The sequence below is a fragment of the Klebsiella quasipneumoniae subsp. quasipneumoniae genome, from assembly GCF_020525925.1.
GTDB lineage: Bacteria > Pseudomonadota > Gammaproteobacteria > Enterobacterales > Enterobacteriaceae > Klebsiella > Klebsiella quasipneumoniae.
In genome coordinates this window covers 3,243,157-3,267,656 of record NZ_CP084876.1, presented here as the reverse complement: position 1 = coordinate 3,267,656, position 24,500 = coordinate 3,243,157, and the positions used below count along the sequence as shown (strand labels likewise).

Sequence of the window (24,500 nt, the reverse complement as noted above, 5' to 3'; positions counted from 1 at the left end):
GTCTGGTGAGGATGCGATGATTATCTATTTACACGGTTTTGACTCGAACAGCCCCGGTAACCACGAGAAGGTGATGCAGTTGCAGTTTATTGACCCTGACGTGCGGTTGATAAGCTACAGCACGCGCCACCCCAAGCACGACATGCAGCATTTGCTGAAAGAGGTCGATAAAATGCTGCAGCTTACCGCCGATGACCGGCCGCTGATCTGCGGCGTTGGACTCGGCGGTTACTGGGCTGAGCGGATTGGTTTCCTGTGCGATATTCGTCAGGCGGTGTTCAATCCGAACCTGTTTCCGCATGAGAATATGGAAGGCAAAATCGACCGACCGGAAGAGTATGCTGACATCGCCACCAAGTGCGTGACCAACTTTCGCGAGAAGAACCGCGATCGCTGCCTGGTGGTGCTTTCCCGGCAGGACGAAGCGCTGGACAGCCAGCGTTCCGCCGACCTTTTGCACCACTATTATGAAATTATCTGGGATGAAGAGCAGACCCATAAGTTTAAAAACATCTCGCCGCACCTGCAGCGGCTGAAAGCGTTTAAAACCCTCGGTTAAGCCTTTTTCCCCTATCTCCAAACCCGCGCCGGGTTCACCGCGCGGGTTTTTTCATGTCTACACTTATTGGTTTCGCTGAAAAAATACGCGACAAAACTTGATGCACATCAATTTTGGTATGACCAATGCACCGTTCATGGTATTCTCGACAGTGCTGAATGGTTTCATTGACGTAACTTGTTGTTAAATAAAGGCTATTTTAATAACTTTTATTTAACAATTGGTTAATAATTTTAGGGGTACACATGACTACGCCATTGAAAAAAATCGTAATTGTGGGTGGCGGCGCAGGCGGACTGGAACTGGCAACTCAGCTGGGGAAAAAGTTAGGGCGCCATAAGAAAGCGAAAATCACCCTGGTGGACCGTAACCACAGCCATCTGTGGAAGCCGCTGCTGCACGAAGTGGCCACCGGTTCTCTGGATGAAGGCGTTGATGCGCTGAGCTATCTGGCCCATGCCCGCAACCACGGCTTCCAGTTCCAGCTGGGATCGGTGGTCGATATCAATCGCGAAGGGAAGACCATCACCCTCGGCGAACTGCGCAATGAAAAAGGCGAGCTGCTGGTGGCTGAGCGTAAACTGCCGTACGACACGCTGGTGATGGCGCTGGGCAGTACCTCGAATGACTTCAACACCCCTGGGGTGAAAGAGAACTGCATTTTCCTCGACAACCCGCATCAGGCGCGTCGTTTCCATCAGGAGATGCTCAACCTGTTCCTTAAGTACTCCGCGAACCTTGGCGCTAACGGTAAAGTGAACATTGCCATCGTCGGCGGCGGCGCCACCGGCGTGGAACTCTCCGCTGAGTTGCATAATGCCGTGAAACAGCTGCACAGCTACGGTTACAAAGGGCTGACCAACGAAGCGCTGAACGTCACGCTGGTCGAAGCGGGCGAACGCATTCTGCCTGCGCTGCCGCCGCGCATTTCCGGCGCGGCGCACAATGAGCTGACCAAGCTGGGCGTACGGGTGCTGACGCAGACCATGGTCACCAGCGCCGATGCGGGCGGCCTGCACACCAAAGATGGCGAATATATTGAAGCGGATCTGATGGTTTGGGCGGCCGGGATCAAAGCGCCAGATTTCATGAAAGAGATCGGCGGCCTGGAAACCAACCGTATCAATCAGCTGGTGGTTGAGCCGACGCTGCAGACCACCCGCGACGCGGATATTTTCGCCATCGGCGACTGCGCCTCCTGCGCCCGTCCGGAAGGCGGGTTTGTGCCACCGCGTGCTCAGGCGGCGCACCAGATGGCCACCTGCGCGCTGAATAACATCCTCGCGCAGATGAAAGGCAAACCGCTGAAGGCGTATACCTATAAAGACCATGGCTCGCTGGTGTCGCTGTCCAATTACTCCACCGTCGGCAGCCTGATGGGCAACCTGATGCGCGGCTCGATGATGGTGGAAGGGCGCATTGCGCGCTTCGTGTACATCTCCCTGTACCGTATGCACCAGATCGCCCTGCACGGCTATTTCAAAACCGGCCTGATGATGCTGGTTGGTCGCATCAACCGCATCATTCGCCCGCGTCTCAAGCTGCACTAATCGCTATCGCGACCCGGAGCGCCCTGGCGGCGCCTCCGGGCTCTTCTGCTGAACCGGCGGTGATCCCGCTCGGAATCCTCTGAATCCCTTTGATTTGCAGCGAATTCTCGCACTTTTCATCCGCTATCTGATTTGCGCCTTCCCGGGTCCGGTTGCAAAATTGTATCAACAGCAACAAAGGAGGATCTCCCGTGAATAAATCTATGTTGGCGGGTATAGGGATAGGCGTGGCTGCCGCGCTGGGCGTTGCAGCTGTCGCTGGTCTCAACGTGTTAGATCGCGGCCCGCAGTATGCGCAAGTGGTCTCCAGTACACCGATTAAAGAAACCGTCAAAACGCCGCGCCAGGAATGCCGCAATGTCACCGTGACCCATCGTCGTCCGGTACAGGATGAAAACCGCATCGCCGGTTCCGTGCTGGGCGCGGTGGCGGGCGGGGTGATTGGCCACCAGTTCGGCGGCGGTCACGGACGCAGCGTGGCGACGGTGGTGGGCGCGCTGGGCGGCGGCTATGCCGGTAACCAGCTCCAGGGCGCGATGCAGGATAACGACACCTACACCACCACGCAGCAGCGCTGCAAAACGGTGTATGACAAATCCGACAAAATGCTGGGCTACGATGTGACCTATAAGATAGGCGATCAGCAGGGGAAAATCCGTATGGATCACGATCCTGGCAGCCAGATCCCGCTGGACAACAACGGCCAGCTGGTCCTGAACAACAAAATCTAAAAACAGATTTGTGTAATGATTAGCCCCTCAATCGCTCAGGCTGAGGGGCTTTTTTTGTCAGAAAGTTAACGCGTAATTCAGACCGAAGGTACGGCCACGGCCTTTATATTCATACAGCGACGAGCTGCCGTAGGTTGGGCTGTAGAGCAGCGGCGCGCGCTGGCCCCAGATGGTGACATAATCTTCGTTAAGCAGGTTTTCGATACTGAAGGTCAGTTTCCCCACCGGCAGCGCGTAACTGCCGATAAAATCGACGGTATTATAGCCTTCCAGCTTGTTGCCGGCGGCGTCGCTGAGGTCAAACACCTGCTGGCTCTGCACGCGCAGGCTCCACGGATCCGGCGCCCAGCCTACCCAGGCGGTGGCTTTGGACGGCGAGGCGAGGGTGACGTCCCATTTTTGCCAGCGGCCATCGGTCTGCACCTGTGATTTCAGCACGTTGAAGTTGCCGCCGACGCTCCAGTCGCTGTCCGGAATAAAGTAATCGATCGCTCCCTCAACGCCGTAAATACGCCGCTTGTCGGACTGAACATCGATGGTCATGTCGGTACGGTTGACCACGATGGTTTTATCCGAAGTCGAGTAATACGCCGCCAGCTGGGTGCGCAGGTTATCGCCGGTGTAGCGCCAGCCCAGCTCATACGAGTTAACTTTGATCCCCTGCAGCGGCGAGTCATCGACGTTGACGCTGGAGAGCAGCGGCAGATGACCATTGACCGCGGCGCCGTATTTCCCGATGCCATAGTATTTACCCGGATCCGGCAGCTCAACGCCCTGCGAGAAGTTAAACCAGGTCTGTTGACGCTCGGTCAGATGGGCGACGATCCCGGCGTTAAACAGGAAGTTGTCATAATCGGTTTTGCCGCCTTTGATGGCGTCGGCGGAGCGCGCTTTGCCGTTGGCGATATCCTGTTGCTGGGCGTAGCCGACAAAGTCGTCAACCCGGTTTTCGGTCCACTGGTAGCGAACCCCGCCGCTAATGGTAAAGATATCGTTCAGATCGTAGCTTGACTGCAGGAACGGCGCGACGTTGGAGATGCTGTATCCCGGGTAGCGGCCGGTGGTGTAGATCGATTCGTTGTGCAGCCCGCCGGAAGCCAGCGATTGTTGCAGATCGAAGAACATCTGATTGGCATTGAAGGTCTCATGATCGGCGTCGAGACCCCAGGTGAGATCCCAGCCCGCCAGCGGCTGACTGTTCAGGGTCAGCTTTGCCCCATACTGATCGGTATCCTGCTGCGACGAGGAGAAACTGCTGACCTGGCCTTTGCTGAGCGTCGGGAACGGATAGAAGGTGAGGGATTCATCGCGATAGTACACCTGGCTCACCAGATTCTGACCGAAGAAGTCGGCATCGGAGTACTGGAGGCTGATCAGATGGCGCTCGGTGCCGGGGATACGATCGGAATTGAGCCCATCGGTGGTGTACGCTTTGCCGCCGCTGGTCACCGCGGACATATTCTTTCCGAGCCACAGGCCATAGTCATCATCGCCCTGGCTTTTATAATACTGGGTGACCAGCTGCAGCTGGCGGTTGTCGTCGATCTCGATCGTCCCCGTTCCCATGACGTCCAGACGATCAGAGTGCTGGAGCCCCGTTTGGGTGTTATCGAGGAGCAGCGCATCGTTGTTGCCATCGTACCAGCCGCCGAAACGCTGATAGGCTACCGATAAACGCCCGGACGCGTGGTCTGTCCCGCCGCTGACGGCCGCCGCGACGCGCTCATCATGATCGTTGCTGTTGGCAAACCCGCTCTTGCTGCCCACCTCAAGATCGACCTGCCGATCCTGCTGCCCTTTTTTGGTGACGATGTTGATAAGTCCGCCGGTACTGCCGCCGCCGTACAGTGAGGTCGCCCCGGAGATCACTTCGATATGTTCGATGTTGAACGGATCGATGGCGTCGAGCTGGCGACTGTCGGTGCGTGAGGAGTTGAGCCGGACGCCGTCAATCAGCACGACGATGGCGCGCCCGCGCATGTTCATCCCGTAATTGGTGCGCCCCTGGCTGCTGACATCGATGCCCGGGATCAGCTGCGCCAGCACGTCTTTGAACTCTTTCCCGCCCTGGACCTGCTGCTCAATCTCCTGGCCCTCAATGACCCAGGTGGTTTGGGCCATCTCGGCCACGGTGCGGTGGGTGCGGTTCGCGCTAACGATGATGCTGTCTTCATCAGACTGAGCCGCCAGCGCAGGCAGCGCGCTGGCCAGCAGCAGAGGGTGGAGCACCCAGAGGCGCTTTTTCATATCCATTCCTTTTATGAGCAAGTTGCTTTGTCGTTGTTATGGGCCGGCGTCGGCCGGTATTCGTTACAATGCGAAACATCTGGAAAAACTCAAAAAAGGATTTTGCACATAATGAATATCGCAATCAATATCATTTGCGTTTATCTTGCGCGAGAAAAGGTAATAAAAATCAATCTATTTTGTGGGGGTAAAGCGAAACGGCGGGCGGTTCCGGCGGCAGAATACCGCCGGAAGCGGGGCGCATCAGGACTCGAGGACCAGCGGCCAGAGACGGAGAGTGGTGTCAGTGATTTGCATCAGTTTGTCGAAATCGGCGCCTTCCCGTGCGCTGATGGACATCCCCTGCAGGACACAGTTGAGAAACTGCGCGAGCTGCGCCACGTCGCGGCCCGCAGGCAGTTCGCCCTGCGCTTGCCGCTGCTGCAGAAACTGGGTTAGCGCCTGCTCCTGCATCGCATGGCGGGATTTGATGGTGTTGGCGATATCCGTCGAGGAGGCGGCCAGCGCGGCGGAGGTATTGATGATAAAGCAGCCGGCCGGCGTCTCTTTGCTGGTAAAGCAGGTGGCGACCGCGGTGAAGTAGTCGCGCAACGCCCGATCGACGGTTTTTCCCTCAGCAAACAGCACGGCTTCGTGCTTCGCGGCAAAGCGCGAAATGTAACGATCCAATACTGCGCGGAACAGTCCTTCTTTATTCACAAATTCCGCATACAGGGTGGGGGCTTTTGCTCCTGTCGCCTCGACCAGATCGGCGAGCGAGGTCGCCTCATAGCCGTGCTGCCAGAAGAGTGTCATGGCTTTGTCCAGCGCCGCATCCCTGTCGAACACCTTCGGTCGGCCACGGCTTTTTTTGGCGCAACTTTGAACGTCAGTTGTCATGATGCCGTTGTACCTATGTTGGTTTGGTGAATGGCCATTATAAAAATAAACGATCGCCGGGGCCAGCGCTGTTGGTTCAAAAATAAATAATTCATATGCGTATGAAAATTAAGCATTTTATAAATAGTTAAACGATCGTTATAAAAATGCGTTGACGTGTGACTTAGATCACATTATTATTTACCTATCGATCGTTAAGTTAATGCTTACGACCCTACTATAAAATTCATCTGCATAGGTATAATAATCATGAAAACCGTTAATACTCTGGCTATTGCCGCCGTGCTTAGCTCCCTCTCTTTCGCCAGCTTTGCCGCTGTTGAGGTGCAGTCCACCCCAGCCGGCCAGCATAAAGTGGGCACCATCTCTGCGTCCGCAGGGACTAACCTGGGGTCGCTGGAAGACCAGCTGGCGCAGAAAGCGGATGAAATGGGCGCCACCTCATACCGTATTACTTCGGTAACTGGTCCGAATACTCTTCACGGTACCGCGGTTATCTACAAGTAAACCCGATGCGTCGCTGCCCGGCCCCCTTCACCGGTCAGCGATGAGTAAGACCCTGTTGTACCCCTGTTTGACCCTTGCCAACAAAAAACCCGCCGTCAGGCGGGTTTTTTGTTTTCTGCAGCGTGAGGTTACAGCGACTGCGGACCAGGGTCGGCATGACGGGTAACGTCAATGGGCATGCCCGAGCGGTAATTCATCGCGCGCTCCATTACCGTACCGTCGGTCTGCGGCGCCTGTTTGAACGCCTTCATGGCCGCGTTAAGCGTAATAGGCAGCGTCTGCGGGTCGTCATCGATATGCTCAGACAGCGGCTGGTGGATTTCGACCAGACGGCGGCCGTCCGGCTCCACCGACGCCTTAATCGGCGTGTTGATAATATTCACCTTCGTGCCCGGCGAGATCGCGTTGTACAGCGCCTTGATATCGTTGTCGCGCAGACGAATACAGCCGGAGCTGACGCGCATGCCGATGCCGAAATCGGCATTGGTGCCGTGCAGGAGATAGACTCCGCCATAGGCGGCAAGGCGGATAGCGTGATGGCCCATCGGGTTGTCAGGACCGGCAGGCACCACCGCCGGCAGCTCAATCCCCATCGCTTTGTAGCGCGCGCGAATGTTAGCGGTTGGCGTCCAGGTCGGATTAGCCCGCTTGTCGGACACGGTGGTGACCATCGTCGGTGTGATGGTGGTTCCGCCCAGTTGGCCGATGCCGATCGGGTAGACGGTCACTTCATTCTTGCCCGGCGGATAATAGTAGAGGCGCAGTTCGGCAAGGTTGATCACCAGCCCTTCGCGCGGCGCATCGGGCAGCAGCGTCTGCAGGGGGATAGTCAGCACGCTGCCGGCGCGCGGAACATAGGGGTCTACCCCGGGATTGGCCTGCAGCAGGGCCAGAAAGCCGACATTGTACTTTTTGGCAATCGCCTCCAGCGAACCGCCGTTATCCTGCACCACATGGAACTGATTTTGCCCCACCAGCCGGCTGCCCGGCGGGGGAAGGGGCCAGGTGTTAGCGCGCGCAGGCAGCGCCAGCGCGGCAACCAGCGCGACCAGCGCCAGCGCCAGGGGGAAACGGTTTCTCATTACCATAACTCCAAAATATATAACTGGTTATTTTTATATGAAAAAGGAGATGAGATTATGGCGTGAGTCTGTGTGGGGAAATCCAGGCGGATTGCAAAATGTTTGTAAAGATTGCCAGATATGTGAAAAGGGAGATACGGCGTACCGGCCGTATCTCCCCCGCGATCAGGCGACGGCGTTCTCTTCCAGCTGGCGCATGAACTGGCGAACCCAATCCATCCGCGTCTTTCGCTCCTCGAGATCCTGCATGAACTTCAGGCGCGTCGGCCCGTCCAGGCGGAAGTGCTGCGGCTGCTTCTGCAGCAGGCCGATCAACCACACCGGATTGACGTTGTTTTTCTCGTTAAATTCGATCACGCCGCCTTTTTCATTGCTCTCCAGCTTACGGATCCCCAGCTTCTGCGCTTGCTGACGCAGACGGGCGATATCCAGCAGATTGCGGGCGGCGTCGGGCAGGCGGCCAAAACGATCGATCAGCTCGACTTTGATCTCCTCGAGATCCTGTTCGTTTTTGGCGCTGGCAATGCGCTTATAGAACGACAGACGAGTATTGACGTCGGGGATGAAATCATCAGGCAGCAGGGAAGGCATGCGCAGTTCGACTTCCGTCTGCTGGCTGGTGAGATCTTCCAGCGACGGCTCGCGCCCGGCTTTCAGGGCATCTACCGCATTCTCCAGCAGCTCCATATACAGGGAGAAGCCGATGGTCTCCATCTGACCGCTCTGATCTTCGCCCAGCAGCTCCCCGGCGCCGCGGATCTCCAGATCGTGGGTCGCCAGCGCAAAGCCTGCGCCAAGATCTTCCAGCGAGGCAATGGCTTCGAGGCGCTTTTGCGCATCGGTGGTCATCGCCTTCGGATGCGGCGTCAGCAGCCAGGCATAGGCCTGGTGATGGGAGCGGCCAACGCGGCCGCGCAGCTGGTGCAGCTGGGCGAGGCCAAAGTGGTCGGCGCGTTCGATAATGATGGTGTTGGCGGTGGGAATGTCGATCCCGGTTTCGATGATGGTGGTGCACACCAGCACATTGAAGCGCTGGTGATGGAAGTCATTCATCACCCGCTCCAGCTCGCGCTCCCGCATCTGACCGTGGCCGATGGCGATCCGCGCCTCAGGCACCAGCTCCGCCAGCTTGTCGGCGGCTTTCTGGATGTTCTCGACGTCATTAAACAGATAGTAAACCTGACCGCCGCGCAGCGTTTCACGCAGGATCGCCTCGCGCACGACCAGCGCATCGTATTCGCGAACGAAGGTCTTTACCGCCAGGCGGCGCGCCGGCGGCGTGGCGATGATCGACAGATCCCGCATCCCGCTCATCGCCATGTTCAGCGTTCGCGGGATCGGCGTGGCGGTGAGGGTCAGGATATCGACATCGGCGCGCATCGCTTTGATGCGCTCTTTATGCCGCACGCCAAACCGGTGCTCTTCGTCGACGATCAGCAGCCCCAGATCGCGCAGCTTCACTTCGCTCTGCAGCAGCTTATGGGTGCCGATCAAGATATCGATTTTGCCTTCCGCGGCCTGCTCGAGGATCTGCGCCTGCTCTTTAGCGCTGCGGAAGCGGGAGAGCATTTCGATGCGTACCGGCCAGTTGGCGAAACGATCGCGGAAGTTGTCATAGTGCTGCTGAGCCAGCAGGGTGGTCGGCACCAGTACCGCCACCTGTTTGTGGTTCTCCACGGCGAGGAAGGCGGCGCGCATGGCCACTTCGGTCTTGCCGAAGCCCACATCGCCACACACCAGGCGGTCCATGGCCAGCGGCTGGCACATATCGCTGAGGACGGCGTTGATCGCCTGCGCCTGATCCGGCGTGGTTTCAAACGGGAAACCGTCGCAGAACAGCTGATACTGTTCGCGGTCGTGTTTAAAGGCAAACCCGGCTTTCGCCGCGCGCTGGGCGTAGATATCCAGCAGTTCGGCCGCTACGTCGCGTACCTTCTCGGCCGCTTTTTGCCGCGCCCGGGTCCAGGCATCGCCGCCCAGCTTGTGCAGGGGCGCGTTCTCTTCCGCTCCGCCGGCGTAGCGACTGATAAGATGCAGCGAGGAGACCGGAACGTATAATTTGGCATCGTTGGCGTAGGTCAGCATCAGGTATTCGCCGGTGATGCCGCCCGCCTCCAGGGTGGTCATCCCCGCATAGCGGCCCACGCCGTGTTCCAGGTGAACGACCGGCTGGCCGATATGCAGTTCGGCAAGGTTGCGAATTAGCGTGTCAGGGTTAATGGTGCGACGGGAATCCTGACGACGGCGCGCTACGCGCTCGCCGAGCAGGTCGCTCTCGCAAATCAGCGCCAGGCCGCGCTGGCTGTCGATAAACCCGTGCTCGGCGGCGCCAATCATCAGATAGCGCCCGTTGCCGGTGGCTTCCTCCAGGCGCAGCAGGTGTTTCGGCGCAATTTTGATCCGCGCCAGCATTTCGCTCAGCGCTTCCCGGCGACCCTCGCTTTCAACGGAGAAGATCACCGGACCGGCAAACGCGTCGAGGAAGCGGCGCAAATTATCCAGCGGCGCTTTGTTTTGCGCCTGGACGGCGAGGTCCGGCAGCGTCTGGTAGCCCAGGTTGGTATTCGCTGCTTTTTCGGCCAGGCGCTCGGTTTTCAGCTGAACGCGCGGCCATTTTTTCAGTTCGCTGAACAGCTCATCGCTGCGCAGCCACAGTAGTTCCGGCGGCAGGAGCGGGCGCATCGGATCGACGCCGCGGTTTTCAAAGCGGGCGCGGGCTTCATTCTGGAAACGCTCCGCGCTGGCCTCGAGATCGCCGGTGTTGACGATCAGCGTGCTGGCCGGGAAATAGCTAAATAACGGCGGCAGCGGCTCGCTGAAGAACAGCGGCTGCCAGTATTCGATACCGGCAGGCAGCGTCCCTTTACTGACCTGCTGATAGATATGCTCGGCGTCGCGCTTCACCTCAAAGCGGTCGCGCCACTGACTGCGGAACAGCTCGATGGCGGTTTGGTCGGTGGGGAATTCGTGCGCCGGCAGCAGGTTAATGGCCGCCACTTCCTCCAGCGTGCGCTGGCTGTCGACGTCGAACAGGCGCAGGCTGTCGATTTCATCGTCAAAAAAATCGAGGCGGTAGGGCTGGTCGCTGCCCATCGGGAACAGGTCGAGCAGCGCGCCGCGGGTGGCGTATTCGCCATGCTCCATCACCTGATCGACATGGCGGTAGCCGGCCCCCTCGAGCTGGTCGCGCAGCGCATCGCGCGACAGGCGCTGACCCTTTTTCATCACCAGCGCGTGGCCGTGAAGGAAGCTGTGCGGACAGACGCGCTGCATCAGCGTGCTGACCGGGACGATCAGTACGCCGCGCTGCATAGTGGGTAACTGGTAAAGGGTGGCAAGACGGGAGGAGATGATGTCCTGATGCGGCGAGAAGCTGTCGTAAGGGAGCGTTTCCCAGTCCGCCAGCCCCATCACCAGGCTGTCGGTGAACTGCCTGATCTCGTCGTTCAGACGCAGCGCGTTTTGCATGTCAGGCGCCACCAGCACCACCGGGCCCTTGTGGCGTTCGGCCATCTCCGCCACCAGGGTGGCGCAGGCTGCGCCGGTCAACTCGCCAAGCTGGCGCTGGTCACCGGCTTTCACCGGCAATGAGTATCGATATTGTTCAGGCATAGACGGTTTCATGGTCTCTTAGGGATTCGCTCTGCCGATATGGAGGGCAACTCGCTGATATTCAATAGTGAGATTATCCGCGATTGGTCTGGATTCGCCAACCCGAATTGCCATCGCGTGTTGAGTGAAGAAAGGTCAGCGCTGTCGATAAGCGTAAAGATTAATAAGTAAGTACTTATCTATCCGTTTGTATTTGCTTGATTTTTAGGATTATTGCTAATAAAGTCGTCAGGTATCAGTCATTTACGCTGCCCCTAATCGCTTATATACTCGGGAATCGGCTATCAGCAACCAGATGGATGACATGTACCAACCTGCCGCACTCTTTATCGGCCTGCGCTATATGCGCGGGCGCGCAGCCGACCGCTTCGGTCGTTTCGTCTCCTGGCTTTCCACCATCGGTATTACCCTCGGCGTCATGGCGCTGGTGACGGTCCTGTCGGTGATGAACGGCTTTGAACGCGAACTGCAAAACAACATCCTGGGGCTGATGCCCCAGGCCATTCTTAGCGCCAAACAGGGTTCGGTGAATCCCCAACAGCTGCCGGAGCGCGAGGCGAAACTCCAGGGCGTCACCCGCGTGGCGCCGATCACCACCGGCGACGTGGTGCTGCAGAGCGCGCGCAGCGTGGCGGTCGGGGTCATGCTGGGCATCGACCCGGCGCAGAACGATCCCCTGACACCGTACCTGGTGAACGTCAAACAGAGCGATCTGCAGGCGGGCAAATATAACGTGATTCTCGGCGAGCAGCTGGCGGGCCAGCTGGGGGTGAATCGCGGCGATAAAATTCGCGTGATGGTCCCCTCCGCCAGCCAGTTTACGCCGATGGGACGCGTGCCGAGCCAGCGTCTGTTTACAGTCATCGGCACCTTCGCCGCCAATAGCGAAGTCGATGGTTATCAGATGCTGACCAACATCGACGATGCTTCCCGTTTGATGCGCTATCCGCTGGGGAATATCACCGGCTGGCGCCTGTGGCTGGATAAACCGCTGCAAGTGGATACCCTCAGCCAGCAGACGCTGCCGTCGGGCACCCAGTGGCAGGACTGGCGCGAGCGCAAGGGCGAACTGTTCCAGGCGGTGCGTATGGAGAAAAATATGATGGGCCTGCTGCTCAGCCTGATCGTCGCCGTCGCGGCCTTCAATATTATTACCTCGCTGGGGATGATGGTGATGGAGAAGCAGGGCGAAGTGGCGATCCTGCAGACCCAGGGGCTGACGCCGCGACAGATTATGGCCGTCTTTATGGTGCAGGGCGCCAGCGCCGGGATCGTCGGCGCGCTGCTGGGAGCCGTGCTTGGCGCGCTGCTGGCCAGCCAGTTGAATAATTTAATGCCGATCATCGGCGCCTTCCTTGACGGCGCGGCGCTGCCGGTGGCGATTGAGCCGCTGCAGGTTATTGTTATCGCCCTGGTGGCGATGGCGCTGGCATTGTTGTCTACGTTGTACCCTTCCTGGCGCGCTGCCGCCACTCAACCCGCTGAGGCTTTACGTTATGAATAAGATCCTGCTGCAATGCGACAACCTGTGCAAACGCTATCAGGAAGGCAATGTGCAAACCGATGTCCTGCACAATGTCAGCTTCAGCATTGATGAAGGCGAGATGATGGCCATCGTCGGCACCTCCGGCTCCGGCAAAAGTACCCTGCTGCATCTGCTGGGCGGCCTGGATACGCCGACCTCTGGCGACGTGATTTTCTCCGGTCAGCCGATGAGTAAGCTTTCCACCGCCGCGCGCGCCGACCTGCGCAACCGCGAGCTGGGCTTTATCTATCAGTTCCACCATCTGCTGCCGGACTTTAGCGCGCTGGAAAACGTGGCGATGCCGCTGCTGATTGGTAAAAAGAAGCCGGCGGACATTGAACGCCAGGCGAAAGCAATGCTGCAGGCGGTCGGGCTTGAACACCGCAGCCAACACCGTCCGTCGGAGCTCTCCGGCGGCGAACGCCAGCGGGTGGCGATTGCCCGCGCGCTGGTGAACAAACCGCGGCTGGTATTGGCGGATGAGCCGACCGGGAACCTCGACGCCCGCAACGCGGACAGCATCTTCCAGCTGCTGGGCGAACTGAACCTCGCGCAGCGCACCGCGTTTCTGGTGGTGACCCACGACCTGCTGCTGGCGAAGCGGATGAGCCGCCAGCTGGAGATGCGCGATGGCCGCCTGACCGCCGACCTGACCCTGATGGGGGCCGAGTAATGGCCTCTCCTTTATCGTTATTAATTGCATTGCGTTTCAGCCGCGGCCGGCGGCGCGGCGGCATGGTGTCGCTGATCTCGGTGATCTCCACCATCGGCATTGCGCTGGGGGTGGCGGTGCTGATCGTCGGTCTCAGCGCGATGAACGGCTTTGAGCGCGAGCTGAACCACCGCGTGCTGGCGGTGGTGCCGCACGGTGAAATCGAACCCGTGAACCAGCCGTGGAATAACTGGCAGGAGGCGCTGGCGAAGGTGCAGAAGGTGAAGGGGATTGTCGCGGCGGCGCCCTATATTAACTTCACCGGCCTGGTGGAGAGCGGCAGCAATATGCGCGCCATCCAGGTGAAAGGGGTCGACCCGCAGCAGGAAACCCGGCTCAGCGCGCTGCCCACCTTTGTGCAGAATAACGCGTGGGCCGGCTTCAAGGCCGGCGAACAGCAGGTGATTCTGGGTAAAGGCGTCGCCGATGCCCTGCACGTGAAGCAGGGGGACTGGGTGTCGATCATGATCCCTAACGCCGACGCCGACCATCAACTGCTGCAGCCGAAACGCGTCAGGCTGCATGTGACCGGTATTTTACAGCTGAGCGGCCAGCTCGATCATAGTTTTGCCATGATCCCGATGCAGGATGCGCAGCAGTACCTGGAGATGGGCGGCAGCGTGACCGGCATTGCCATCAAGGTCACCGACGTTTTCCATGCTAACAAGCTGGTGCGCGACGCCGGCGAGGTGACCAACAGCTACGTCTACATCAAGAGCTGGATTGGCACCTACGGCTATATGTATCGCGATATCCAGATGATCCGCGCCATTATGTACCTGGCGATGGTGCTGGTGATCGGCGTGGCCTGCTTCAACATCGTCTCGACGCTGGTGATGGCGGTCAAAGACAAAAGCGGCGATATTGCGGTGCTGCGCACGCTTGGCGCAAAAGACGGCTTAATTCGCGCGATTTTCGTGTGGTATGGTTTATTAGCCGGATCGGTAGGCAGCCTGTTCGGGGTGGTGATCGGCGTGATCTGCGCGTTGAATCTGACGTCAATCATCAACGGCATCGAATACCTGATTGGGCATAAATTCCTCTCCGGCGACATCTATTTTATTGACTTCATGCCGTCTGAACTGCACTGGCTGGACGTCTTTTATGTGCTGGTGACAGCACTGTTGCTGAGTTTGCTGGCCAGCTGGTATCCCGCCCGCCGCGCCAGCCGTATCGACCCGGCGAGGGTGCTGAGTGGCCAGTAATTTATCGTCATCGTCGGCCTGGCTGACGACACAAGAGGAATTGCTGAAATGTACTATGGATTTGACATTGGCGGCAGCAAGATAGCGCTGGGCGTATTTAATCAGGAGCGGCGGCTGCAGTGGGAAAAACGCGTCGCCACGCCGAAAAGCAGTTATGAGGATTTTCTCCAGGCGGTGGAGGCGCTGGTCCGCGAGGCCGATGCGCGCTTCGACCGGCAGGGGACGGTTGGGATCGGTATCCCGGGGATGCCGGAAACGGCGGACGGCACGCTGTATGCCGCTAACGTGCCTGCCGCCAGCGGCCGGCCGCTGCGCGCCGACCTCAGCGCGCGGCTGGGGCGCGATGTGCGCCTCGATAATGACGCCAATTGCTTCGCGCTGTCGGAAGCGTGGGACGATGAGTTTACGCAATACCCGCTGGTGATGGGGCTGATCCTCGGCACCGGCGTGGGCGGCGGCCTGGTGTTGAACGGTAAATCGATTACCGGACATAGCTATATCACCGGCGAGTTTGGTCATATTCGTCTGCCGGTGGATGCCCTGGAGGTGGTCGGGCGTGATTTTCCGCTGCTTCGCTGCGGCTGCGGCCAGCTGGGCTGCATTGAAAATTATCTCTCCGGCCGCGGTTTCGCCTGGCTGTATGAACATTTTTATCAGCAACCGCTTACCTCGCCGGAGATTGTGGCGCAGTGGCAGCAGCACGATCCCCGCGCCCAGGCGCACGTCGAGCGCTATCTCGATCTGCTGGCGGTGTGTCTGGGAAATATACTGACCATTGTCGACCCGGATTTGCTGGTGCTCGGCGGTGGATTATCTAACTTTACGGCCATTAGCGAAGGGCTGGCGCAGCGATTGCCGCGCCATCTTCTGCCGGTCGCCAGGGTACCGCGCATTGAGCGCGCGCGCCACGGCGATGCCGGGGGAATGCGCGGTGCGGCCTTCCTTCATCTGAGCCATTAACCACAGAGGTAGCTATGCAGTCGCGCCGTTTACATCGATTGAGCCGTTTTCGTCGCAATAAACGTCAGTTGCGTGACCGTCTGCGTCAGCGGATTTTCTTTAGGGAGGACAGGATGAAGCCTGAAGCGATGGCCAAACCGAGAGTGGTGGTGTTAACCGGCGCGGGCATATCGGCGGAGTCGGGGATCAAAACTTTCCGCGCGGCCGATGGCCTGTGGGAAGAGCATCGGGTGGAAGATGTGGCGACGCCGGAAGGCTTCGCCCGCGACCCGGCGCTGGTGCAGGCGTTCTACAACGCCCGCCGTCGTCAGCTGCAGAGTCCGGAGATCGCGCCGAACGCGGCACATCTGGCGCTGGCGCGTCTGGAGGATCTGCTGGGCGACCATTTTCTGCTGGTCACCCAGAATATCGATAATCTGCATGAACGCGCCGGCAACCGCCGGGTGATCCATATGCACGGCGAGCTGCTGAAGGTGCGCTGTTCGTGGAGCGGCCAGGTGCTGGAGTGGACCGGGGACGTCACCGCAGAGGACAAATGCCACTGCTGCCAGTTCCCGGCGGCGCTGCGTCCGCACGTGGTCTGGTTTGGCGAAATGCCGCTGGGGATGGACGAGATCTACAGCGCGCTGGCCGAAGCGGATATTTTTATCGCCATCGGCACCTCCGGCCACGTCTATCCGGCGGCCGGCTTTGTGCACGAGGCGCGACTGCACGGCGCCCATACCGTTGAACTGAACCTCGAGCCCAGCCAGGTGGGCAGCGAGTTTGCCGAAAAGCACTACGGGCTGGCAAGCGAAGTGGTACCCGCCTTTATCGATAAGCTGCTGCAGGAAAACGCGCTGTAAACTGAATCAGCCTGCCGGGGGTCAGGGCGACGCCCACCGCTTCCGGCAGCGCTGTTGACAAGGATGTCACGTCATGACAGGAGTCAGACCATGCATCATCCCCTCGTCATTGCATCGATCGCCTTGATCGCGTCCATTATCGTCGGCATCTGGAGCCAGCGTGCGCTACCTGAATACGCCGATAGCCGACCGATCCTCTTCCTGCTGTGCCTGTTGATCGGCACCGGCAGCGCGTTGTGCCTGCTGCTGGATGGCTTAGCCCTGCTGTTTACCGGTCAGGTCGCGACGGGCGGTGTGCGGGTATACGGCCCCATGCTGCTGCTGGTGGTGCTGTGGAAACCCCTCAACGGGCTCTTCAGCATCATTGAAGATTTTGTGCAACGGCGAGCCGAAAAAGGGAAGGACAAAGGCCAGCCCGAGGATGGGCGACGCTGAGCCGCTTTCCTCTGAAGCGCGCATCACGTACTCCAGGCTATCGTCAGTCCCCGGCGGTCGCTCTGGCGATATCGCCCGGACCGGCGCCGGGCAATGCCCTTCATCATATCATTCTCGGCTTCTCCTTTCTGAGCGATTACCCGCGATAATTTTGTGCGTGACCGCTGATTTCCGTACGTTTTTTTGTGCAGACCGGCAAATGTAGACCAGATTCAATAGGCGTCCGCACGTTCGCGCCGCGACCCTGTTCCCCCGCCCGGAAGTCTGTAAAGGAGACCCCGCCATGCCGTCACCGATGATTTATCAGGATCTCACTACCACCGCGCTGCTCAGCCATGCGGCGCAATACCACAGCGAGACGGAGATCGTCTCGGTGGGCGCCGGCGGTGAGAAGGAGCGCAGCAGCTGGGGGGAAGTGGCCAGCCGCGCTCAGCGGCTGGCATCGGCGCTGGCGTCGCTGGGGCTGCCGCCGGGCGCCCGCTGCGCCACCCTCGCATGGAACAATCGCCGCCACCTGGAGATCTATTTTGCCGTCGCCTCCGGCGGCTGGGTGACGCACACCGTCAATCCGCGGCTGTCGGTTGACCATCTGCGGTATATCCTCAACGACGCTGCCGACGAGGTGCTGTTCTTTGACCAGACCTTTTTGCCGCTGGTGGCGCAGCTCCTGCCGCAGCTGCCGACGGTGAAACACGTCGTGCTGATGGCGCCCCGCAGCGAAGCGGCGCTCAGCCAGCTGCCCTCATTGCTGTTTTTTGACGAACTGTTGCAGCAGGGGATGGCAGACTATCGCTGGCCGCCGCTCAATGAACTGACGCCGGCCTCGCTCTGCTACACCTCGGGGACCACCGGCCGACCGAAAGGGGTGTTGAATACCCATCGTTCGCTGGTCCTGCATGCCCTGAGCGGCAATCAGCCGGACGCCGCCGGGATCTCGGCCAGGGATAGCCTGTTGCCGGTGGTGCCGATGTTCCATGTCAACGCGTGGGGGACGCCGTTTATCGCCGCCATGGTCGGCGCGCGGCTGGTGCTACCGGGGCCGCACCTCGATGGCGACAGCCTGCTGCAGCTGCTGGCCGCCGAGAAGGTGACGGTGGCGTTCGGCGTGCCGGTGATCTGGGCCGGTCTGTTGGCGGCGATGCGGCGGTCGGACATGCGGCTGCCTGATTTTAAACGCGCGTTTGTCGGGGGCTCCGCGCTGCCGCCGTCGATGATGGAGGCCTTTCAGCACGATTACGGCATTACGCTGATCCACGCCTGGGGAATGACCGAAACATCGCCCATCGGCACCATTAACACGCTGTTGAGCAAACATGACGCACTCCCGGCGCCGGAGCAGCAAAAACAGCGTACCGGTCAGGGGCGGCCTATTTTTGGCATCGAGCTACAGGTGGTGGATGTCGAGGGGGACCCACTGCCGATGGACGGCCAAAGTCAGGGATATCTGCAGGTCAGAGGGCACTGGGTGGTGGAGCAGTACTATGGTCAGGACGAAAGCGCCCTGACCGCGGCAGGCTGGTTTGATACCGGCGATATCGGTACGCTCGACGCCAATGGTTATCTGGTGATCAGCGATCGGGCAAAGGATATCATCAAGTCCGGCGGCGAGTGGATCTCCACCGTTGAGCTGGAGAATATCGCCATCGCGCATCAGGCGGTGCGCAGCGCGGCGGCCATCGCCGCCCGTCACCCGCGCTGGGACGAGCGGCCGGTGCTGCTGTGCGTTCGCGTGGAAGGGGGCGAAGTGGAAGAGAGCGATCTGCTGGCCTGGTTTGAGAAACGGGTGCCCAAATGGCAGATCCCGGACCGGGTGATATTTGTCGATGCGCTACCGGTCAGCGCCACGGGCAAGGTGCTCAAGAATCAGCTGCGCCAGGCCTATGGAGAGATTTTAATGAGTGAGGGAAAATGAGCCACGCGCGACCCGGTCTGACGACCTGCTCTCAGTATGACGCAGCGCTGCACGCCTTGTCGGCGGCGCGCCAGCGCTGGGCGGAGACCTCAGTGAATCGTCGTCTGGCGCTCCTGCGCCAGATCAAGGATGCCCTGGCTTCAATTGCTCCTGCGTGGGTGGAGGCGGCGGCGAGGGCCAAAGGACTACCGCCAGGCGATCCGCTGACGGGCGAAGAGTGGCTGGCAGGCCCCTGCGCGCTGATGGTCGGCTGCAACGGGCTTATCGCCACCCTGGAGCAGCTGGAGGAGAAAACCTTTCTCCGGCGGATCCCGCTGCGGACGCTGGCGGACGGCCGCCTGGCGCTGCGGGTGGTGCCCGGCACGCTCTGGGATCGACTGTTGCTGTCTGGTGTTCGCGCTGAAATTTGGATGCAGCCGGGGGTCACCCGGGCCAATCTCGATCGCTGCGCGGCGGCCGCATACGATATCCCGCCGGCCGCGCGGCAGGGCAAGCTGGCGCTGGTGCTCGGCGCCGGGAATGTGGCCTCTATCGCGCCGCTGGACGTATTACACAAACTGTTTATTGAAAATCAGGTCTGCCTGCTGAAGCTCAACCCGGTGAATGATTATCTGCACGATCTGCTGGCTCAGGCTCTGGCGCCGCTGATCGCCATGGATGCGCTCCGCATCGTCACCGGCGACGCCCAGGCGGGGGCGTGGCTGACCACCCATCCCGCTGTCGATGAGATCCATATCACCGGCTCGCGGGAGAGCCATGACGCTATCGTCTGGGGCGATGGTGAGGCGGCTCGCCAGCGTCGGGCCGCCGGGACGCCGCTGAACCAGCGTCGGGTGACCTCGGAGCTGGGCGGCGTCAGCCCTACCATTATCGTCCCCGGTCCGTGGAGCGAGGCGGATATCGCTTTTCAGGCGCAGCAGCTGGCGACGCAGAAGATGAACAATGGCGGGTTTAACTGCGTGGCCAGCCAGGTGCTGATCCTGCAGCAGGGTTGGGAGCCAGCGTCGGCCCTGCTTAATCAGCTGTACCGGCTGATCGCCGCCAATACCCGCCCGGACTATTACCCCGGCGCGGAAAACCGGCTGACTGACTTTCGCCTGCGCGCCCGTCAGCCGCTGGAGATAGCCCGCGGCGACGCGCTGCCGTTGATTGTGGCGAACACCGAGGATGATCCGGACTTCTGCCAGCAGGAGGTCTTTGGCCCGGGGCTGTCGGTCACCCGCCTTGAGGCCGACAGCGCGGAAAGCTTTTTGCGCCAGGCGATCGGCTATGCCAATCAGCGGCTGCAGGGCACGCTGGGGGCCAATATTGTGATCCACCCGCGCACCCGCAAGGCGATTGGGCGTAAGCGTTTTAACGCGCTGATCGCCGAGCTGCGCTATGGCACGGTGGCGATCAACTGCTGGAGCGGGGTGGCCTTTCTGTTAGCTCCCTGCCCGTGGGGGGCGTTTCCCGGCCACAGGCTCGACGATATTCAGAGCGGGCGGGGCAAGGTGCATAACAGCTTTATGCTGGAGAAAACCGAGCGCACGGTGATTGAGGCGCCGTTTCGGCCGTTTCCGCGCAGTCTGTGGCATGGCGAACTGACGCTGATGCCCCTGCCGCCCTGGTTTATTACTCACCGGGGGCAGGAAGCGGTGGCGCAGCGGCTGGTGGATTTTTACCATCGGCCGCGCTGGCGCAAGCTGCCGGCGATCCTCTGGCGCGCGCTGAGGGGCTAAAGTGAGAGCAAAAAAAGGGCGGAACCGCGGTTCCGCCCGGCGGGATTAGCGGCCCGCTTTCAGCTTCTGGTAATACTCTTCATAAATAGCGCTGGCGCTGCCGACGTCATTTTGCCATTCGCCTTTCTCGATGGTGGCGGCGTCCGGATAGAGCGATTTATCGTTGGCCACGGCCGGGCTGAGCATTTTGCGCGCCGCCAGGTTTGGCGTGGGGTAGCCGATGGTTTCCGCGACCTGTTTGGCGACATCCGGGCGTAGCAGGAAGTTAATCAGCTTCAGCGCGCCGTCGACGTTTTTCGCATTTGCCGGGATCGACAGGCTGTCCATCCAGAAGATGCCGCCTTCTTTCGGCCAGATCACTTCCAGCGGCGTACCGGCCTGGCGGGCGACGTAAGCCGAACCGTTCCATACCATGCCGAGGTTCACTTCGCCTTCCATATACGGGTTCGCCGGGTTATCGGAGTTAAAGGCCGCGACGTTGGGCATCAGTTTTTTCAGCTCGTTATAGGCGGCTTCAATCTCTTTCGGGTCGGTAGTGTTGCCGGAATAGCCCAGCTTACGCAGCGCTATCTGGAACACTTCGCGCGCGTCGTCGGTCAGCAGCAGGCTGCTTTTGTATTCCGGCTTCCACAGATCGGCCCAGCTGGTGACGGTTTTCGGATCGATAGCGTCGCTGTTGACGCCGATGGCCGTCGCCCCCCAGATGTAGGGGATGGAGTAGTCGTTATTCGGGTCGAACGGTTTGTTCAGCATCTGCGGATCGAGGTTGCTGAAGTTAGTCAGCTTGCTCTTATCGATCTTCTGCAGCATGCCTTCTTTACGCATCTTGTCGACGAAGTAGGTCGACGGGACGACCAGGTCGTACGCCCCGTCTTTATAGGTCTTGAGCTTGGCGTACATGGTTTCGTTCGACTCGTAGGTCGAGTAGATAACCTTGATGCCGGTCTCTTTGGTGAACTGCTCCAGCAGGCCCGGCGGCACATATTCGGTCCAGTTGTAGAAGTAGAGCGTTTTGCTGTCGTCCGCGTGGGCGGCGCTCATGCCGATTGCCAGAGCGCCCGCCGCGAGCAGGTGGCGTGACCATTTTTTCATTTTAACGTCCCCTGAGTTTTATCACGTGCAATTAACTGACTGGCGATGACCATCACCAGCGACAGAACCAACAGTATCGTTGCCAGAGCGTTCACCTCTGGCGAAACGCCGACCTTGACCATCGAATAGATCTTCAGCGGCAGGATTTCATACCCCGGACCGGTGACGAACGAGGAGACCACCACGTCATCCATCGACAGCGTGAAGCTCAGCAGCCACCCGGCCGCCACCGCCGGCAGGGCCAGCGGCAGGATGATTTTGCGCAGGATGGTCATCTCGCTGGCGCCCAGATCTTTCGCCGCCTCCAGCATCCGCACATCAAAGCCTTTCAGCCTGGAGTAAACGGTGACCACCACAAACGGCAGGCAAAAGGTGATATGCGAAAACAGCAGCGACCAGAAGCCAAGCTGGACGCCAATCAGCATAAACAGCACCAGCAGGGAGATGGCCATGACAATATCGGGCGACATCATCACCACAAACAGCATGCCGCTAACGAACGGTTTGCCGCGAAAACGGTAGCGGTACAGCGCCACGGCGGTTAGCGAGCCGATAAGGGTGGCGAAGGTCGCCGACAGCACCGCCATGGTCAGCGAGTGCTGGGCGGCCTGCAGCAGGCTATCGTTGTTCATCAGCAGACTATACCAGTCGGTGGTGAACCCCTGCCAGTTGATGCCGAAGCGCGACCGGTTAAACGAGTTAACGATCAGAATAATAATAGGGATGTAGAGATACGCGTAGATGGCGGTCATAAAGCCGCCGCGCAGCAGTCGACCGATCATTCCAGCTCCACCTTTTTATTCAGCAGGCGCGCCGCGCGCCAGTAAATCAACAGCATCAGGCCCATCACCAGGGTTAAGGTAATGCTGGTTGCCGCGCCGAACGGCCAGTCGCGAATATTGAGGAACTGGCTCTTGATCACATTGCCGATCAGCAGGTTCTTGGCGCCGCCCATCAGGTCGGAAACGTAGAACAGCCCCATCGCCGGCAACATGACCAGCAGGCAGCCGGCGATGATCCCCGGCATGGTCAGCGGAATGATGATGCGGATAAACGTCTGCAGCTTGCTGGCGCCGAGATCTTTCGCCGCTTCCAGCAGCGGCCGATCCAGTTTCTCAATGCTGGAGTAGAGCGGCATCACCATAAACGGCAGCAGGATGTACACCAGGCCGATAATCACCGCCGACGGGGTGAACATAATGCGTATCGGCGTGTCGATCACTCCCAGCCACAGGAGAAACTCGTTCAGGTAGCCTTTGGTGCTGAGGAAAATCTTCAGCCCGTAGATGCGGATCAACGAGTTGGTCCAGAAGGGAACGATCAGCAGGAACAGCAGCAGGGGCCGCACCTTCTGCGGCAGCCGGGCAAGGAACCACGCAAACGGGTAGCCCAGCGCCAGGCAGGCAAGGGTCGCCAGCAGCGCCATGTTCAGCGAATGCAGCAGCACGTCGTAATAGAGCGGATCCAGCAACCGCGAGTAGTTGTCCAGCGTGAAGACCAGCTTGACGAAGTTAGCGTCGTCGCGGGTCAGGAAGCTGGTGGCGATGATCATCAGGTTGGGCAGAAAGACAAACAGCACCAGCCAACCGACGATGGTGGCGATCACCACATTCTGGAATTTACTGGTGTTCTTCATCGGCCAGCACCACCTCCCAGCTCTCCACCCAATTGATAGACATTTTCTGGTCAAGAGAGTGGTCGAAATCCGGGTCGTCTTCGTTAAAGAATTCGCTGACCATCACCATTTTGCCGTTTTCCAGCTCCACCACCGACTCGAGGGTCATGCCCTTATAGTTGCGCTCGCGCACATAGCCGATCAGGCCGTCGGCGTCGCTGTTGTGGTGGATCTCATCGACGCGCAGATCTTCCGGGCGCAGCAGGACATGCAGACGCTGGCCGGCCTCCACCGCAAAATTGACGGTGATGTTGCATTCACGCCCTTCCACGCTGGCCCGCACGCGCTGTTCGTCGAGGCGTTCAATGACCGTGGCGTCGAAGATATTGATCTCGCCGATAAAGCTGGCGACGAACAGGTTTTTTGGCTCTTCGTAGATCTCGCGCGGGGTGCCGTCCTGTTCGATTTTGCCATCACGCATCACCACGATGCGATCGGACATGGTCAGGGCCTCTTCCTGGTCGTGCGTGACGAAGACGAAGGTGATGCCGAGCTTACGCTGCAGCGCTTTCAGTTCGTTCTGCATCTGCTTACGCAGCTTGTAATCCAGCGCCGAAAGGGATTCATCGAGCAGCAGCAGGCGCGGTTTGTTGACCACCGCGCGGGCGATGGCCACGCGCTGCTGCTGGCCGCCGGAGAGCTGGTGCGGTTTGCGCTGGGCAAACGCCTCCAGCTGCACCATCTTTAAGGCATCCATCACCCGCGGAGTGATTTCCGCCGCCGGGGTTTTCTGCATGCGCAGGCCGAAGGCGACGTTCTCGAACACCGTCATATGCGGAAACAGGGCGTAGCTTTGGAATACGGTATTAACGTGGCGGTTTTCCGCCGGAACATGAGTGATATCGTGATCTTCGAGATGGATCCGTCCGCTGTCGACGTTTTCCAGGCCGGCGATAAGGCGCAGAACGGTGGTTTTACCGCAGCCAGAGGGGCCAAGCAGGGTGAGAAACTCACCATTGTTGATGGTCAGGTTAAGGTTATCGATGACCGTTTTACCATCAAAGCTTTTGCGAATTCCCGCCAGTTGCACCAGCGGCGAACGCGAACGCGGTTGTATATTCAATTTTTGACTCTGTCCCATGTAGACGCAACGGAAACTTCCGACCGCTGCGGGGTTTGTGATTAACCACCTTTGGGGTTGCACGTTTTTAATAAGGGCCAGCATTCTACGGCAAACGAGGGTAATCGCCAATCCTTGATACGCCTGCATAGTCTACCTTTACACCATAACGTCGGTTCCGTTATTAAATT

At 59.4% G+C, this 24,500-nt stretch carries 23 protein-coding genes; 14 read left to right on the top strand and 9 right to left on the bottom strand.

Annotated elements, in window-relative coordinates:
- Positions 1-16: 16 nt before the first annotated feature.
- The 3 genes from ycfP to LGM20_RS15940 all read left to right on the top strand — a co-directional run bounded on the left by ycfP (position 17) and on the right by LGM20_RS15940 (position 2,840).
- On the top strand, positions 17-559 hold the full coding sequence (ycfP, locus tag LGM20_RS15950) for an alpha/beta hydrolase YcfP (RefSeq protein WP_002900775.1): 543 nt from the start codon (positions 17-19) through the stop codon (positions 557-559).
- A gap of 245 nt (positions 560-804) precedes the next feature.
- Positions 805-2,109: an NAD(P)/FAD-dependent oxidoreductase gene (locus LGM20_RS15945; RefSeq protein WP_008805997.1), complete on the top strand. Its 1,305-nt coding sequence runs from the start codon at positions 805-807 to the stop codon at positions 2,107-2,109.
- Between the two features lie 191 nt (positions 2,110-2,300).
- Positions 2,301-2,840, top strand: a complete 540-nt coding sequence (locus LGM20_RS15940) for a glycine zipper 2TM domain-containing protein (protein ID WP_064158277.1) — start codon at positions 2,301-2,303, stop codon at positions 2,838-2,840.
- A gap of 57 nt (positions 2,841-2,897) precedes the next feature.
- Here LGM20_RS15940 and LGM20_RS15935 read toward each other — a convergent pair whose 3' ends face one another.
- The gene (locus LGM20_RS15935; RefSeq protein WP_044522092.1) at positions 2,898-5,087 is read right to left on the bottom strand and encodes a TonB-dependent siderophore receptor; all 2,190 of its coding nucleotides are present in this window, start codon (positions 5,085-5,087) and stop codon (positions 2,898-2,900) included.
- Between the two features lie 68 nt (positions 5,088-5,155).
- On the opposite strand from LGM20_RS15935, the gene LGM20_RS15930 reads away from it, so the two are divergent.
- A complete protein-coding gene (locus LGM20_RS15930) occupies positions 5,156-5,278 on the top strand; it encodes a hypothetical protein (protein WP_004140642.1) in 123 nt (40 codons plus the stop codon).
- Positions 5,279-5,330: 52 nt separating this feature from the next.
- On the opposite strand, the gene LGM20_RS15925 is transcribed toward LGM20_RS15930, so the two are convergent.
- Together LGM20_RS15925 and LGM20_RS15920 are read right to left on the bottom strand one after the other, a co-directional pair.
- Positions 5,331-5,966: a TetR/AcrR family transcriptional regulator gene (locus LGM20_RS15925; protein WP_023289148.1), complete on the bottom strand. Its 636-nt coding sequence runs from the start codon at positions 5,964-5,966 to the stop codon at positions 5,331-5,333.
- Positions 5,963-6,082, bottom strand: a complete 120-nt coding sequence (locus tag LGM20_RS15920; RefSeq protein WP_044522093.1) for a hypothetical protein — start codon at positions 6,080-6,082, stop codon at positions 5,963-5,965. The genes LGM20_RS15925 and LGM20_RS15920 overlap by 4 nt, the downstream gene beginning before the upstream one ends.
- A gap of 133 nt (positions 6,083-6,215) precedes the next feature.
- Here LGM20_RS15920 and bhsA point away from each other — a divergent pair, with 133 nt between their 5' ends.
- The gene (gene bhsA / locus LGM20_RS15915) at positions 6,216-6,473 is read left to right on the top strand and encodes a multiple stress resistance protein BhsA (protein ID WP_002900788.1); all 258 of its coding nucleotides are present in this window, start codon (positions 6,216-6,218) and stop codon (positions 6,471-6,473) included.
- A gap of 128 nt (positions 6,474-6,601) precedes the next feature.
- On the opposite strand, the gene ldtC is transcribed toward bhsA, so the two are convergent.
- The gene (gene ldtC, locus LGM20_RS15910) at positions 6,602-7,555 is read right to left on the bottom strand and encodes a L,D-transpeptidase LdtC (protein WP_023289149.1); all 954 of its coding nucleotides are present in this window, start codon (positions 7,553-7,555) and stop codon (positions 6,602-6,604) included.
- A gap of 165 nt (positions 7,556-7,720) precedes the next feature.
- On the bottom strand, positions 7,721-11,167 hold the full coding sequence (gene mfd / locus LGM20_RS15905) for a transcription-repair coupling factor (protein WP_032452446.1): 3,447 nt from the start codon (positions 11,165-11,167) through the stop codon (positions 7,721-7,723).
- Positions 11,168-11,206: 39 nt separating this feature from the next.
- On the opposite strand from mfd, the gene LGM20_RS15900 reads away from it, so the two are divergent.
- The 9 genes from LGM20_RS15900 to LGM20_RS15860 all read left to right on the top strand — a co-directional run bounded on the left by LGM20_RS15900 (position 11,207) and on the right by LGM20_RS15860 (position 20,482).
- Positions 11,207-11,338 (top strand): hypothetical protein, encoded by a 132-nt coding sequence (locus LGM20_RS15900; RefSeq protein WP_032428740.1) that lies wholly within the window; start codon positions 11,207-11,209, stop codon positions 11,336-11,338.
- A gap of 133 nt (positions 11,339-11,471) precedes the next feature.
- A complete protein-coding gene (lolC, locus tag LGM20_RS15895; RefSeq protein WP_044522323.1) occupies positions 11,472-12,671 on the top strand; it encodes a lipoprotein-releasing ABC transporter permease subunit LolC in 1,200 nt (399 codons plus the stop codon).
- Positions 12,664-13,365: a lipoprotein-releasing ABC transporter ATP-binding protein LolD gene (gene lolD / locus LGM20_RS15890; protein WP_044522094.1), complete on the top strand. Its 702-nt coding sequence runs from the start codon at positions 12,664-12,666 to the stop codon at positions 13,363-13,365. The genes lolC and lolD overlap by 8 nt, the downstream gene beginning before the upstream one ends.
- Positions 13,365-14,609 carry a lipoprotein-releasing ABC transporter permease subunit LolE gene (gene lolE, locus LGM20_RS15885; RefSeq protein WP_044522095.1) on the top strand — a complete coding sequence of 415 codons (1,245 nt, stop codon included), beginning with the start codon at positions 13,365-13,367 and terminating at the stop codon, positions 14,607-14,609. The genes lolD and lolE overlap by 1 nt, the downstream gene beginning before the upstream one ends.
- Positions 14,610-14,657: 48 nt before the next feature.
- Positions 14,658-15,569 carry an N-acetylglucosamine kinase gene (gene nagK / locus LGM20_RS15880; protein ID WP_044522096.1) on the top strand — a complete coding sequence of 304 codons (912 nt, stop codon included), beginning with the start codon at positions 14,658-14,660 and terminating at the stop codon, positions 15,567-15,569.
- Positions 15,570-15,583: 14 nt separating this feature from the next.
- Positions 15,584-16,414 (top strand): Sir2 family NAD+-dependent deacetylase, encoded by an 831-nt coding sequence (cobB, locus tag LGM20_RS15875; protein ID WP_017898959.1) that lies wholly within the window; start codon positions 15,584-15,586, stop codon positions 16,412-16,414.
- Positions 16,415-16,504: 90 nt separating this feature from the next.
- Complete coding sequence (locus LGM20_RS15870; protein ID WP_044522101.1) at positions 16,505-16,849, top strand: hypothetical protein; 345 nt, start codon at positions 16,505-16,507, stop codon at positions 16,847-16,849.
- Positions 16,850-17,132: 283 nt separating this feature from the next.
- Positions 17,133-18,761 (top strand): long-chain fatty acid--CoA ligase, encoded by a 1,629-nt coding sequence (locus LGM20_RS15865; protein WP_044522103.1) that lies wholly within the window; start codon positions 17,133-17,135, stop codon positions 18,759-18,761.
- Positions 18,758-20,482, top strand: coding sequence for an aldehyde dehydrogenase family protein (locus tag LGM20_RS15860; protein ID WP_044522115.1), 1,725 nt, complete (start codon positions 18,758-18,760; stop codon positions 20,480-20,482). Before LGM20_RS15865 ends, LGM20_RS15860 begins: the two co-directional genes overlap by 4 nt.
- A gap of 45 nt (positions 20,483-20,527) precedes the next feature.
- Here LGM20_RS15860 and potD read toward each other — a convergent pair whose 3' ends face one another.
- From potD to potA, 4 genes are read right to left on the bottom strand one after another with little or no spacing between them, the layout of a single operon-like run.
- On the bottom strand, positions 20,528-21,574 hold the full coding sequence (gene potD / locus LGM20_RS15855) for a spermidine/putrescine ABC transporter substrate-binding protein PotD (protein ID WP_023289157.1): 1,047 nt from the start codon (positions 21,572-21,574) through the stop codon (positions 20,528-20,530).
- Positions 21,571-22,356 (bottom strand): spermidine/putrescine ABC transporter permease PotC, encoded by a 786-nt coding sequence (gene potC / locus LGM20_RS15850; RefSeq protein ID WP_004150813.1) that lies wholly within the window; start codon positions 22,354-22,356, stop codon positions 21,571-21,573. Before potC ends, potD begins: the two co-directional genes overlap by 4 nt.
- On the bottom strand, positions 22,353-23,210 hold the full coding sequence (potB, locus tag LGM20_RS15845; protein WP_004150812.1) for a spermidine/putrescine ABC transporter permease PotB: 858 nt from the start codon (positions 23,208-23,210) through the stop codon (positions 22,353-22,355). The genes potC and potB overlap by 4 nt, the downstream gene beginning before the upstream one ends.
- Positions 23,194-24,330: a spermidine/putrescine ABC transporter ATP-binding protein PotA gene (gene potA / locus LGM20_RS15840; RefSeq protein WP_017898964.1), complete on the bottom strand. Its 1,137-nt coding sequence runs from the start codon at positions 24,328-24,330 to the stop codon at positions 23,194-23,196. Before potA ends, potB begins: the two co-directional genes overlap by 17 nt.
- Positions 24,331-24,500 lie beyond the last annotated feature (170 nt).